This is a genomic window from Salinisphaera sp. (assembly GCF_035690525.1).
GTDB lineage: Bacteria > Pseudomonadota > Gammaproteobacteria > Nevskiales > Salinisphaeraceae > Salinisphaera.
In genome coordinates this window covers 21345-34238 of record NZ_DASSKM010000135.1, presented here as the reverse complement: position 1 = coordinate 34238, position 12894 = coordinate 21345, and the positions used below count along the sequence as shown (strand labels likewise).

The 12894-nt window shown below is 65.8% G+C and carries 12 protein-coding genes; 2 read left to right on the top strand and 10 right to left on the bottom strand.

Features of this window, described 5'->3' with window-relative positions; translation table 11 throughout:
• Window positions 1–54: 54 nt before the first annotated feature.
• The 4 genes from clpS to VFJ08_RS10220 all read right to left on the bottom strand — a co-directional run bounded on the left by clpS (window position 55) and on the right by VFJ08_RS10220 (window position 2533).
• Complete coding sequence (clpS, locus tag VFJ08_RS10235; RefSeq protein WP_324997108.1) at window positions 55–381, bottom strand: ATP-dependent Clp protease adapter ClpS; 327 nt, start codon at window positions 379–381, stop codon at window positions 55–57.
• 248 nt (window positions 382–629) lie between these two features.
• Entirely contained in the window at window positions 630–1652 is a 1023-nt protein-coding gene (gene plsX, locus VFJ08_RS10230) for a phosphate acyltransferase PlsX (RefSeq protein WP_324997107.1), read from the bottom strand.
• A gap of 135 nt (window positions 1653–1787) precedes the next feature.
• On the bottom strand, window positions 1788–1973 hold the full coding sequence (gene rpmF, locus VFJ08_RS10225; RefSeq protein ID WP_324997106.1) for a 50S ribosomal protein L32: 186 nt from the start codon (window positions 1971–1973) through the stop codon (window positions 1788–1790).
• A gap of 29 nt (window positions 1974–2002) precedes the next feature.
• The gene (locus VFJ08_RS10220) at window positions 2003–2533 is read right to left on the bottom strand and encodes a YceD family protein (protein WP_324997105.1); all 531 of its coding nucleotides are present in this window, start codon (window positions 2531–2533) and stop codon (window positions 2003–2005) included.
• Between the two features lie 143 nt (window positions 2534–2676).
• Here VFJ08_RS10220 and VFJ08_RS10215 point away from each other — a divergent pair, with 143 nt between their 5' ends.
• A complete protein-coding gene (locus VFJ08_RS10215; protein WP_349256987.1) occupies window positions 2677–3267 on the top strand; it encodes a nucleoside triphosphate pyrophosphatase in 591 nt (196 codons plus the stop codon).
• A 17-nt stretch (window positions 3268–3284) separates the two neighbouring features.
• On the opposite strand, the gene VFJ08_RS10210 is transcribed toward VFJ08_RS10215, so the two are convergent.
• Window positions 3285–3935 carry an HAD-IA family hydrolase gene (locus tag VFJ08_RS10210; RefSeq protein ID WP_324997103.1) on the bottom strand — a complete coding sequence of 217 codons (651 nt, stop codon included), beginning with the start codon at window positions 3933–3935 and terminating at the stop codon, window positions 3285–3287.
• Entirely contained in the window at window positions 3932–4840 is a 909-nt protein-coding gene (locus tag VFJ08_RS10205) for an RluA family pseudouridine synthase (protein ID WP_324997102.1), read from the bottom strand. Before VFJ08_RS10205 ends, VFJ08_RS10210 begins: the two co-directional genes overlap by 4 nt.
• A 348-nt stretch (window positions 4841–5188) precedes the next feature.
• Between VFJ08_RS10205 and VFJ08_RS10200 the strand changes: the two genes are divergently transcribed.
• Complete coding sequence (locus VFJ08_RS10200) at window positions 5189–8626, top strand: Rne/Rng family ribonuclease (RefSeq protein WP_324997101.1); 3438 nt, start codon at window positions 5189–5191, stop codon at window positions 8624–8626.
• A gap of 211 nt (window positions 8627–8837) precedes the next feature.
• Here VFJ08_RS10200 and VFJ08_RS10195 read toward each other — a convergent pair whose 3' ends face one another.
• Genes VFJ08_RS10195 through msbA form a run of 4 tightly spaced genes read right to left on the bottom strand, consistent with a single transcriptional unit; the run spans window position 8838 to window position 12830 of the window.
• The gene (locus tag VFJ08_RS10195; RefSeq protein WP_324997100.1) at window positions 8838–9341 is read right to left on the bottom strand and encodes a low molecular weight protein-tyrosine-phosphatase; all 504 of its coding nucleotides are present in this window, start codon (window positions 9339–9341) and stop codon (window positions 8838–8840) included.
• The gene (gene kdsB, locus VFJ08_RS10190; RefSeq protein ID WP_324997099.1) at window positions 9338–10081 is read right to left on the bottom strand and encodes a 3-deoxy-manno-octulosonate cytidylyltransferase; all 744 of its coding nucleotides are present in this window, start codon (window positions 10079–10081) and stop codon (window positions 9338–9340) included. The genes VFJ08_RS10195 and kdsB overlap by 4 nt, the downstream gene beginning before the upstream one ends.
• On the bottom strand, window positions 10078–11067 hold the full coding sequence (gene lpxK, locus VFJ08_RS10185) for a tetraacyldisaccharide 4'-kinase (RefSeq protein ID WP_324997098.1): 990 nt from the start codon (window positions 11065–11067) through the stop codon (window positions 10078–10080). The genes kdsB and lpxK overlap by 4 nt, the downstream gene beginning before the upstream one ends.
• A complete protein-coding gene (gene msbA / locus VFJ08_RS10180) occupies window positions 11064–12830 on the bottom strand; it encodes a lipid A export permease/ATP-binding protein MsbA (RefSeq protein WP_324997097.1) in 1767 nt (588 codons plus the stop codon). The genes lpxK and msbA overlap by 4 nt, the downstream gene beginning before the upstream one ends.
• Window positions 12831–12894 lie beyond the last annotated feature (64 nt).

Below are 12894 nucleotides of genomic sequence, written 5' to 3'. Positions count from 1 at the left end.
CGTCCCCGAACTTGGCGTTCGATTTAAACCTGCGAGGCGAATCCACAGCGCCTGTCAGGCCTCTTCCATAGTACACAACAGCGGGTGCTGGTGTGCGCGGGCGTGGTCGTTGACCATCTGCACTTTGGTCTCCGCGATCTGCGCGGTATAGGTGCCGGCCACGGCCCTGCCCCGTGTGTGAACGGTCAGCATGATCTGTACCGCTTTATCGCGGTCGTGCGTGAAATAGGTCATCAGCATTTCGACCACGAATTCCATCGGCGTGTAATCGTCGTTGTGCATGACGACCTTGTATAGCGGCGGCTTCTTGGTCTTCGGCTTGTCGGGCGCGACCGCGGTACCGCTGTCGTGCCCGATCTTCGGTTTGTCGGTGTCAGTCATGTCGATTCCTGGTACTCGTCCGGCGCGAAATTCGACGCACGGGCGGCACCCGCCGATTGAATGAAGAGATAAATACGGCGGTACAGCCGCACGAACCCGGCGCCACAAGCGCCGGCCGTGCAGGCCGTCATCGACCCGATTATGCGATCCGTAACCATCAACGGCTACAGATATAAGGTCGGAAAAGTGGCGAATCAATCGTTGCCGGCCCGATTCGCCGAACGAGATCGAACCAGACGATAGGCGGCCTATTCGCCGAGGTTGTGCGCCAATTGCTGACGGATACGGCGCGGTACGCTCTGGGCGACCTCGAGCCGCGCCACCCCGATCGCGCTGGCGAACGCGGTGGCGTCCGCATCGCCGTGCGACTTCACGACCGTGCCCTGCAGGCCGACCAGGGTAGCGCCGTTATACTGGCGCGGGTCGACGCGATTGCGAAACGCGTTGAGCACCGGCATGGCCAGCACGGCCGACGCCTTGGTCAGCCAATTGCGCGTAAATTCCTCGCGTAGATACTGGGCGATCAGCTTACCCAGGCCCTCGCTAGTCTTGAGGGCCACGTTGCCGACGAAGCCGTCGCAAACCACCACGTCGACATCGCCGATAAAAATATCGTCGCCCTCGACGAAGCCGATGTAGTTCAAGCCGCTGGCCGAAAGCAACCGGCCCGCGTCCTTGATCTGCTGATTGCCCTTGATCTCTTCGGCGCCGATATTGAGCAGGCCCACGCGCGGCTGCTCGACGCCGTGCACCGCGCTGGCCAGCACCGCGCCCATGACCGCGAACTGGAACAACTGCTCGGGGGTGCTTTCGGCGCTGGCGCCGAGATCGAGCATCAGCGTATGCCCCTGACGCGAGGGGATCGGCGAGATGATCGCGGGGCGGTCGATGCCGGACAGCGTCTTGAGCACGAAGCGCGCGGTGGCCATCAACGCACCGGTGTTGCCCGCGGACACACAGGCATCGGCTTCGTCGGCCTGCACCAGATTGACCGCCACCCGCATGGAGGAATCTTTCTTCTGACGCAGCGCCCGCGCCGGCGACTCGTCCATATCGACGACCTCGCCGGCATGCACGATATCCAGACGATCGAACAGCGCCGCGGTCTTGCTCCGGCCGCGGCGCTCGGCAACCAGGGCTTCCAGCGCAGCCGAATCGCCGACCAGCCGGAGCGCGATGTCGTCGTGCCGGCCCAGGCTCTCGATCGCGGCGTCGACCGTCACGGCGCTGCCGTGATCGCCGCTCATGGCGTCTACGGCGATCCGGATCATGCCGGGCACGCCGGTCTGAAAAATCGCTGCACCCGCTTCATCCCCCCGCCTTTTGCCGGACGCAAAAGCGCGCAACGCCCGTTGCCTGGACGCTGCACTACCGGCTTGATACGACGATATCGGTCGCTTGAACGATTAAATGTCGTCGTTGGTCTCGACCACGCGCCGGCCACGATAAAAACCGTCGCGCGTGACATGGTGACGCCGGTGGGTTTCGCCGGTCGTCTGGTCGATCGCCAGCGTCGGACGATTCATGCGCGCATGCGTGTTGCGGCGCTTGTCGCGCTTGGAGCGGGATTTACGGTTCTTTTGAACGGCCATAGCACTGCCTTCGGTTGTCCAGTTCGGTCTTATCGCGACCGGTCGTCATCGCGCTTGAGCGATGCCAACGCCGCGAACGGATTCGGTTTTTCGCGCGCCGGCCTGTCCTCCGGCGTTTCCTGTTCGGTGTCGTTGTCGTAGGCCGCCCGGCATTGCGGGCGGTCGCACTGCACGGTCATCGGCAGCGCCAACAGCAGTTCGTCATCGACCAGCGCATGCACATCGAGCATATCGCCTTCGGCCAGAATCGGCTCCCATGCACGCGGCACCGCCGCGGCCGCCTCGTCGCCGGCGACAACGATCCCGGCCACATCGGCATCGATCGCTTTTTCGGTCGGCTGCAGACAACGTTGGCAAGCCAGCACCAGCGTTGTCTGTACCCGGCCGGTGAGCACGACCCGACGCTGGGCATCTTCGTTAAACACCAACCTCACGTCGACCGGCGCGCCCGAATCGGCGACCACGACTTCCCGCGTGCGAGGCAGTTCCGAGAGCGTCAGATACCCTTCCAGAAGCACCTCGTCCAGCGCCCGCCGGCGATAATCGATCTGCCGCGTCAATGGCTGCCCTGACGACATGGCGCGCGATAATAGGCACGGCGGCGGCGCAAGTCAAAGCATTTCGCCCGATCGATGCGCGACGTTGGGCCGGCGGGCGGCTTGTTTTATGCTCGCCCGCATCTTTTTCTTCGCCCAAAGCTCTTATGCCCACTCGCCAACCTGCCGTGATCCTGGCCTCTAGCTCCGTCTGGCGCCGACAGCTGCTGCACCGGATCGGCCTACAGTTCGAGACTATATCGCCCGATATCGACGAAACGGCCCGCGCCGGCGAGGCCAGCGACGCGCTGGCCTGCCGTCTTGCCCGCGGCAAGGCCGGAAAAGTGGCGGCCGTCCGGCCGGACGCGGTGGTCATCGGCTGCGATCAGGTCGCGGATGTCGAGGGGCGAATTCTCGGCAAACCGGGTACCGCCGCCCGCGCGCGCGAACAATTGAAGATGCAATCGGGCAAGACCGTGATTTTTCATACCGGTTTGTGCGTCTATGCGCCGAACCTTGCCGAGCCCCGGTTGCATCTGGAAACGGTGACCACCCGTTTTCGCGATCTCGACGAAGCCGAGATCGCTCGCTATGTCGCCGCCGAGGATGTCACCGCCACCGCCGGCAGCCTGAAATCCGAGGGGCTCGGCATCACGCTGGTGGCGGCGATCGAATCCAACGATCCGAGCGCATTGGTCGGGCTGCCGTTGATCGGGCTACGCGCCCTGCTCGCCGAGGCCGGCATCGCCTTGCCCTGAGGCGCTGCCTGGGCGCTCTACCCGGCGAGCCAGACCGGCAATGCCCGTATATCGTCGATCACGTCGATCGCGCCGGCGCGACGCAGCCGAATCTCGTCGTGCACGCCGCAGCGTACGGCCAGCGCGTCGATACCGGCGGCCCGCGCCATCACCATGTCGTATTCGGTGTCGCCGACCATCAACGCGGCTTCGGGTTCGGTTGCGGTGCGCAACAGGATGTCGGCGATCATGTTGGGTGCGGGCTTGGGCACCGATTCGTCTGCGCAGCGGGTGATCCGGAACAGGGGCCGCGATCCGGTGGCCTGCATCGCCCGGTCCAGCCCGCGCCGGTTCTTGCCGGTGGCCACGGCCAGCTCGAAGCCCCGCACGCTCAGTTCTTCGAGCGCATCGCGCGCGCCCTCGAACAGGCGCGGCCCGGCACGTGGCCAGCCATAGCGCCGGCGGTAGCGGCTGATTCGATCGCGTACGCGCGCCGGGTCCAGCTCGGGGAACAGGCGGGCCAGCACGTCCTGAATGCCGAGCCCGACCAGTTCGCGCATTTGCGCGGGTGTGCGCTCGGGCAACCCCGTGTCCTGGATCGCCTGTTGTAGCGTGCCCACGAGTTCGCCGGCCGAGTCCATCAACGTGCCGTCCCAGTCGAAGATGATGAGCTCGTAATCGCGTTTCATCCCACACCGCTCAGCCGGTCGATGACCGCGACGAGATCGTCCGCCAGCGGCGCATTAAAGCAATGCCGCACGCCGCGAAAATCCAGTGTCACCGAAGCCGCATGCAGCGCCAACCGGTTCAGACCGCGCTCGCGCCATACCGAGGCCCGGGCGTTGGGGCCGTATTTATCGTCGGCGGCGACCGGATGCCCACAGTGCGCGGCGTGCACGCGAATCTGATGCGTGCGGCCGGTGCGGATCGCCACGTCCATGCGCGTGGCGTCGCGATAGAACGCCACCGGCCGGAAATACGACAGGCTGGCCCGCCCGCCGACGCGATCGACGGTCACCACGCGCTCGCCGGCGCGCTCGATGTCGCGCGACAACGGCGCATCCACCTCGATCGCGCCGTGCGGCCAGCGCCCCTCGACCAGCGCCACATAGCGCTTATTCGCCGCTGCGTCGTTGAGCCCGGCGCGCAGATCGTCGAGCGCGGCGCGCGAACGCGCGATCAGCAGACAGCCGCTGGTCTGGCGGTCGAGCCGATGCACGAGTTCGAAGTATTCGCCCGGGCGGGCCGCACGCAGCACTTCGATCAACCCGAAACGCAGGCCGCTGCCGGCGTGCACAGCCAGGCCCGCCGGCTTGGCGAACAGAAGATAATCCGCGGTCTCGGCCACGATCGCGGACCGGACCTTGTGCATCAAGGCGTCGGGCGGACGCCCCGGGCTCGCCTTGATCGGCTGGCGGACCGGCGGGATGCGCACATCATCGGACTCGGCAAGACGCGTGCCGGGCTTGGCGCGGCCCTTGTTCACGCGCACTTCGCCGCTGCGGATGATTTTGTAAACGCGCGACTTGGGCACGTTTTTGAACACGCGCAGCAAAAAATTATCCAGCCGCATGCCGGTATCGTCGGCATGCACGCGAACGTGTCGTACTTGAGGCCGCTGCGATGTCAGATTACACTCCCAAGGTCGCGCATACGCGGTACGTCAAAAGTTGATGTTGCCAGCGAGCGCCGACCGACAGTCATTTCGAACACGCCGGTGCTTAAGCGCGTAAAGCCTACCACGGCTTGCCGGCACGGCGGTTCCCGAGTATCGAGTCATCCATTCATCTAATGCGCTCCTGTCTGACCTTCGTAATCCCCCTTCTGCTCGCCGCGATGGGCGGCGAGCGCGCGCGGAATACGTTGCGGTCGATTGCGTGGCCGCGCGTCCATACGCGCGCGGCCCGCGTCGCCAGTCGAGCGCGCCACCGGATTCCATTCAATGAAACGTATTTTGGTCAACGCCACCCAGTCGGAAGAACTGCGTGTGGCCATCGTCGATGGACAGAAACTGCATGACCTCGACATCGAGGTCGGCTCCAGAGAACAGCGCAAAGCCAACGTCTACAAAGGTCGCGTAACCCGGGTCGAACCGAGCCTCGAAGCCGCGTTCATCGATTACGGCGGCAACCGCCACGGCTTCCTGCCGCTTAAAGAAGTCGCCAAATCCTATTTCGGCAAGGCCGATGGCGGCCAAAACAACGGCCAAAACAACGGCAAGTCCAGCCTACAGGAAGGCCAGGAAGTCATCGTTCAGGTCGAAAAGGAAGAGCGCGGCAACAAGGGTGCGGCGCTGACCACCTATATCAGCCTCGCCGGGCGCTATCTCGTGCTCATGCCCAATAACCCGCGAGCCGGGGGCGTGTCGCGCCGCATCGAAGGCGAGGAACGCGACGAACTGCGCGAGGCGCTCAACGAAGTACAGGTGCCGAACGGCATGGGCGTGATCGTGCGCACCGCCGGCGTCGGCCGCTGCGCCGAGGAACTGCAGTGGGACCTGGATTATCTGGCCCAGGTCTGGAAAGCGATCAACGAGGCCGCCGCCGAGCGCAAGGCGCCGTTCCTGATCTATCAGGAATCCAACGTCATCATCCGCGCGCTGCGCGACTATCTGCGCGACGACATCGGCGAAGTGCTTATCGATCAGCCGGATGTCTATGAGACCGGCCGCGAATTCATGCAGCAGGTCATGCCGCATGCGCTGGGCAAGCTCAAAAAATACACCGACGAAACGCCCCTGTTCTCGCGTTTCCAGGTCGAGTCGCAGATCGAGTCCGCTTTCGAACGCGAGGTCACCCTGCCCTCCGGCGGCTCGATCGTGATCGACCATACCGAGGCCATGACCTCGGTCGACATCAACTCGGCACGCGCGACCAAGGGCGCGGGGATCGAGGAAACCGCGTTCAATACCAACGTCGAGGCCGCCGAGGAGATCGCCCGCCAGCTGCGCATCCGCGATCTCGGCGGGCTGGTGGTGATCGACTTCATCGACATGGAGAGCGCCAAGAATCAGCGCGAGGTCGAGAACCGACTCAAGCAGGCGGCCAAGGTCGATCGCGCGCGGGTGCAAATCGGACGTATCTCGCGCTTCGGCCTGCTCGAAATGTCGCGCCAGCGCTTGAAGCCGTCGTTGTCCGAATATTCCAGCCAAGTGTGCCCGCGCTGCCTGGGCCGCGGCTCGATCCGCAGCGTGGAATCGCTGTCGCTGTCGATCCTCCGCCTGCTCGAAGAAGAAGCGATGAAGCCCGGCACCGGCCGCGTGATCGTGCAGTTGCCGATCCCGGTCGCCGGCTTCCTGCTCAACGAGAAACGCGGCGATCTGGCCGATGTCGAGAGCCGCGCCGGGACGCGTATCACGCTCGTGCCGAACACCGAACTCGAGACCCCGCACTACGAGATCAAACGGGTCCGCGGCGATCAGCTCGCCGAGGAAGACAACAACGCCGCCAGCTACAAAATCGACACCCAGGTCGATATCGAAAAACCGGCCGAGCCGGAACATCACAACGGCGCGAGCACGGCGCGCGAAGAGCCCGCGGTCAAGCGCGTAGTGCGCCCCGAAGCGCCGGTAATCGAGCGTGGCGGCAGCAACGAGCCACCCGCGATGCATCCTCCGGCTGTCACCATGACGGCCTGGCAACAGCTCTGGGATGCGCTGCGCCGTATCTTCGGCGGCGAAACCGACGGCCTGCCCGAATCCGGACCGACCGGCCGCGGGGCAACGACTCGAAAGACCACCGCCGACAAACGTAACGAAGACGCCGCACCGGCGCGCCCGCCCTCGCGCGCCGGCGGCGCGAACGCCGGCGCGCGCGGCGACAAGACGGGCGATGATAATGAAGCCCGCGGCACCGGTAACGGCCGTGGCCGCACGCGCCGTCGCGGCGGACGCAACCGTAGCCGCAACGGCGAAAACGCCGCCCAAGGGTCGGACAAGCCCGCGAACGACACCGCGAAGCAAACCGAAAAGCCGGCCGCCGCAGGCAGCCGGAAGAACAGCGGCAACCCGACCGAGGCGAAACGCGGCGCCGGGCAATCGCAGAAGAACGACCAACCGAACAAGGACGACAACACGCAGGCCAAGCGCAACGAAAACGATCAGCGCGGCGGCGGCCAAACAAACAGCCGCGATCAGCGCAAGAGCGACGACCGCGCCGATACATCCGAGGCCGCGAATCGCGCCCAGTCGGACGAAAGCCACCAGGACAGCAACTCGGGCGAGGCCAAGCGCGGCCGCCGACGCCGCCGGGGCGGGCGCGGCCGCCGAGGCGGGCGCAAGCGCAACAACACCGACGCGAGCGATACCGACAACCAGAATCAGGCCGGCGGCGACGATACGGCCGAGCGCGCCGGGCCCGACGACACCGGCTCGGCGGAAAACGAAAAGCGCGAAGACAAGCCGTCGTCCCCGTCGGACAAAAAGGCCGCGGCCGACAACGCCGGGCAACAAAAACAGCCTCGGCGCGAGACTTCCCCGTCGACCGACGAGCGACCCGACAACGGTGAAACGGCGTCCGAGACCAAAGACCAGACCGAAGACAAGACTAAGGCCGACAAGCGCGGGAGCGAGAACAGCGAACCGAAGCGCAAGTCCGGCGCCGAGTTGCCCGAAGTCGAGGAAAAGCCCTGGTCCGCGGTGACCGCCAGCGAAAACGCGCGCAGCGCCAGCAGCCGCCACGGCGACGCGGCAATGCGCGACGACGACGCCGTCACCCGTTCCGGCGCACAGGCCGAACAAAAGCCAGAGACCGAGGACGAAAACAAGCCGCAAAAGACCCGGCCCAAGCGCAGCCGGTCGAAGCGCAAGGACTCGGCCGTCGACGACGCCAAGGACAACCAAAGCCAGGACCAGGACCAAGCGGCGGCAGTCGAAACGCCCGCGGCGGCTACGGGCGCCGAGAATGCCGAAGCCAATGCGAAAGACCAGGCTAAAGTCGAGTCCGGGACCGGCCGCGAGCCGGCGGCCAAGCCGTCCCCGCAAGCGCCCGGCGAACACGACGCCGACAAGAACGCGGACGCGGCGCCGCCAAACGCCCAGGCCAGCCGGCCCTCGACCGCGAAGCTAAAGCAGGTCGAAACGACGGCGGACGCGGCTAAATCGCAGACCGATGTCGACGACACCGCGATCGACGACACCGCCGATACCACGGTACGGGCCGCGGACGACGAGCCGATGGCCGAAGCCGAGCCGCGCGCCAAAGCGGCGAGCGTGGTCGATGATCAGGCGCCAAAAAAGGCCGAGCGCAAGCTCAAGCAGATCGAAACCCGCGGCGCCACCGCAAACGACGCCGAAGAAAGCCCGGACCACAACAAGGATACCGAAGCCGCTACGCAAGCCGCGGCCGATAAACCCGCGGCCGAGCACGGCAAATCGAGCTGATCCCGGCTCAGCGCCAACGCCCGGTTCGGCCGGGCGCCGGCGTTATACCAACCTGCAAAAGCAATGACCTACCGGCCAAAAAACAGTCCGCTAATAAACGCGAATAAGACGCGCTTATGCGCTTTCCTCGCTTTCATTCGCGTTTATTAGCGTTCATTTGCGGACGAATTCTGGCTTCATGAAGATCGATCAATCTTTATGAGGGTTGGTATTACGCTGTGTCGAGGCGCGCGCGGATATCGGCGATCAGGCCCTCGACGCAGGTTTCGATCATGTCGAGCACGCGTTCGAAACCGTTCGGGCCGCCGTAGTAGGGGTCGCCCACCGGCTGCCCCGCGTGTATGGGGCTGAAGTCGCCGAGCAGCGCGATGCGCTCGAGCAACTCGCCGCGCCCGCCGGCCAGTGCGCAAAGATCGGCCCGATTACCCTCATCCATCGCGATCAGGTAATCGAAGGCGGCGAGATCGGCCGGCGCGACCTGACGTCCGCGTAACGCGCTCATATCGTAGCCCCGCCCGGCCGCCGCGTCCCTGGCCCGCCGATCCGGCGGATCGCCCACGTGCCAAGGCCCGGTTCCGGCCGAGTCCACCCGCACGCGGTCGGCGAGCCCGGCGGCTTGCAGACGTTGGCGCATGATGGCTTCGGCGGTCGGCGAACGACAAATATTGCCAAGACACACGAACAGGACACGGATTTCGGCGCTTGGGTTGGTCATGTGCGTTGCATTTTGCGTTCGACGAGGGCGAGATCGGCTTCGGTATCCACCCCCGGGCCCGGCAGGGCGACCGCGTCGACCAGAGCGATCGGCAGGCCGATCTCGAAGGCCCGGAGCTGTTCCAGCGATTCGCAGCGCTCCAACCGCCCCGGCGGCGCCGCGGCAAACGCGCGCAGGGCGGCCACACGATAGGCGTAGATGCCCAGATGACGGCGCGCCATGCCGGCCAAGTCGGTGTTGTCGCCATCGCGTTGAAACGGAATCGGCGCGCGACTGAAATACAGCGCCCGACCCGCGGCGGCGATCACTTTCACGATATTCGGGTTGATGAAGTCCTCGGCCGTTTCGATCGGCGTGGCGGCGGTGGCGATGGCGGCGCCCGGGTCGTCGACCAGCGCCCCGGCGACTTGATCGATCAACGCCGGCGGCATCATCGGCTCGTCGGCCTGAACATTGACCACGATCGCGTCGTCGGCCCAGGCCCGGCCGGCCACCACCTCGGCTATGCGGTCGCTGCCACAGCCGTGATCGGCGCGCGTCATCAGCGCGCGCGCGCCGGCGCCCTCGGCCACGGCCGCGATCTGCGCCGAATCCGTGGCCACGATCACCGAAGCGGCCGAACTCGCGGCCGCGGCCCGGCACACGTGCTCGATCATCGGCACGCCCGCGATCTCGCGCAGGACTTTGCCCGGCAGACGCGTACTGGCGAGCCGGGCCGGGATGACGACGTGGAAATTCATGAACTCTTACCGGCAAAGCGCGCAAGCAGCGCATCCAGCGCACGCTCGCAGGAAACGGACAGCCGCGTGATCACCGGCACCGCCCACCAGTGCGTACGCGCGAAAGCGGCGCATTTTACGGCATCCTTTTCGGTCATGAGCACCGGGCGATCGTCGCCGAAGTCCAGATCCTCGGGACGATAGCGATGATGATCGGGCACGGGATGCCGGATCAGGCTCAGGCCCGCTTGCTCCAGCATGTCGAAAAAGCGCGCCGGCTCGCCGATTCCGGCTATCGCATGGACCGCGGCACCACGGAAGTCGTCGAGCCGGCGCGTGCGCTCGTCGGCGAGACCATAGGCCGCGCCCGCCTCGAGCCAAAAATCGCGCCGCACGCCGTGCACACATTCCATATTCACCGCCGCCAGACGCGTGCGCGGTTCGCGCAGCGGCCCGGCCGGCAGCAGCCAGCCGTTACCATAGCCGCGGCGCGCATCCACCACGGCGATTTCGGCGTCGCGCGCCAGCCGGTAGTGCTGCAAACCATCGTCGGCGATGATCAGATCGACATCGGCGCGCGCCAACAGATGGCGTGCCGCCGCCACCCGATCGGGGTCCACCACGACCGGCACCGCCGCGCGCCGCGCGATCAGCACCGGCTCGTCGCCGGCTTCGGCGGCGGGCGTATCGGCCGCTACCGACAACGGATAACACGCCGACCGGCCGCCGTAACCGCGGGCGATCACGCCGGGCCGCAAGCCGAGCGCGCGCGCGCGTTCGACCACCGCGAGCGTGAGAGGTGTCTTGCCGCTGCCACCCACGCCGAGATTGCCGATCACGATCAGCGGCCGTGCGACGTGCTGCGCGCGCAGCCAACCCCGGCGATAAGCGGTCCGGCGCAGCGCGACAATCGCGCCGTAAATCGCGGCCAGGGGAATGAACGCCGCGATCGAGCGCTGGCCGTACCAGCGGCGCTGGATGGCCCTCGAAAGCGCCGACCCGCTCACACGTTGTCCGGATGCGCGAACTGGATCTCGTGCAGGCTGCGATAATGCCCACGGTGCGCCATCAGTTCGGCGTGGCTGCCCTGCTCGACCAGCCGTCCATCGTGCATCACCACGATGCGATCGGCGTCCTGAACGGTCGACAGCCGGTGCGCGATCACCAGCGTCGTCCGGTCGCGCATCAGGTTGTCCAAGCCTTGCTGAATCGCCTTTTCGGATTCGGTGTCCAGCGCCGATGTCGCCTCGTCGAGGATCAGAATCGGCGCATCCTTGAGCAGGGCCCGGGCGATCGCTATGCGCTGGCGCTGCCCGCCGGAGAGCATCAGCCCGTTCTGGCCCACCAACGTGTCGTAGCCCCTCGGCAACGATTCGATGAATTCGGCGGCGTAGGCGCGCTTGGCGGCCTCCTCGATCGTGGCCCGATCGACGCCGCCCAGCGCGCCGTAGGCGATATTGCCGGCGATGGTGTCGTTAAACAGCACGACGTTCTGGTCGACCAAACTGATCTGGCGCCGCAAGTCGGCCAGCCGATAATCGAAAACCGATACCCCGTCGAGCGCGATTCGCCCGTGCTGCGCGTCGTAGAAGCGCGGCAGCAGCGAAAGCAGCGTCGACTTGCCGCTGCCCGAGCGGCCGACAAAAGCGATCGTCCGGCCCGGCTCAACGTTGAAGCTGATATCCCGCAGTACATCGTGCTCGCTGCCCGGGTAGCGGAACGACACGCCCTCGACCTCGATCCGCCCCGCGGCCCGCTCGATCGCGCGCCTGCCGCGATCCGGCTCGCCCGGCTCGTCGATCAGCTCGAAGATCGCCCCGGCCGCGGCCATGCCGGCCTGGATGGTGGCATTGACGCCGGTCAACCGCTTGATCGGGCCCATCATGCCCATCATGGCGCCGAAAAACGTCGCCAGATCGCCCGGCGTCATCACGCCGCCGCCGGTGTTGCGCACCGCCACCGACACCACAAACGCGATGGCAATGGCGGCGATGAACTGAATCACCGGCACGCTGGCCGCACTCGTGGTCGCTTTACGCATGGCGATGCGCTGGTTGCGCTCGTTCACGCGCTCGAAGGCGCCGCGTTCGTACGCCTCGCCGCCGAACACCTTGACCACGCGCTGGCCGGTCAGCACTTCTTCGCTGATATGCGTGATGTCCCCCATCGACTGCTGGATGCTCGCGCTGTAGCGCCGGAACCGCTTGGATACGTGGCTCACGATCAGCGCGATGATCGGCCCGACGGCCAGCGTGATCAGGGCCAGCGACCAGTTGATCCAGAACATCAGCAGCGTGAAGCCGACGATACGCAGCGAATCCTGGATCACGATGGTAATCGCGCTGGTCGCCGCACCCGAGATCTGGCTCGTGTAGTAGGTCAGCATGGCGGTCGTGCGGCCGGTCGTGTTGCGGTCGAAGAAGCTCGCCGGCAGATGCAGGAACTTCTCGAACACGTCCGAGCGCACGTTGTAGACCACGCGGTTGGCCACCCAGGCCATACCGTAGTTCGACACGAAGCCCGCGATGCCGCGCATGATGAACAGGCCCAGCATGAAAATCGGGATCCAGTGGATCATCCACGGGTCGCGATCGACGATGCTGCCGTCGAGCAGCGGCTTGAGGATATAGATCAGCGCGGTGTCGGTACCGGCATAGATCGCCATGCCGATCGCCGCGAAGCCCAACCATTGTTTGTAGCGCCAGCTATAGCGCAGCAGCCGGGGGTAGATTTCCCCCATCGGCATGTCGGTATGGATCTTCTTGCGCACCAACTGGATTGCTCCCTGACGCCGGCGCCCACGGCGGCCGGCTGGCTCGGGCGAGCGATTTTGT

Coding starts and splice junctions, on each gene's coding strand:
- rpmF (WP_324997106.1), bottom strand. CDS start 1,973: ATGGCCGTTCAAAAGAACCGTAAATCCCGCTCCAAGCGCGACAAGCGC.
- clpS (WP_324997108.1), bottom strand. CDS start 381: ATGACTGACACCGACAAACCGAAGATCGGGCACGACAGCGGTACCGCG.
- VFJ08_RS10200 (WP_324997101.1), top strand. CDS start 5,189: ATGAAACGTATTTTGGTCAACGCCACCCAGTCGGAAGAACTGCGTGTG.
- VFJ08_RS10210 (WP_324997103.1), bottom strand. CDS start 3,935: ATGAAACGCGATTACGAGCTCATCATCTTCGACTGGGACGGCACGTTG.
- kdsB (WP_324997099.1), bottom strand. CDS start 10,081: ATGAATTTCCACGTCGTCATCCCGGCCCGGCTCGCCAGTACGCGTCTG.
- VFJ08_RS10215 (WP_349256987.1), top strand. CDS start 2,677: ATGCCCACTCGCCAACCTGCCGTGATCCTGGCCTCTAGCTCCGTCTGG.
- plsX (WP_324997107.1), bottom strand. CDS start 1,652: ATGATCCGGATCGCCGTAGACGCCATGAGCGGCGATCACGGCAGCGCC.
- VFJ08_RS10195 (WP_324997100.1), bottom strand. CDS start 9,341: ATGACCAACCCAAGCGCCGAAATCCGTGTCCTGTTCGTGTGTCTTGGC.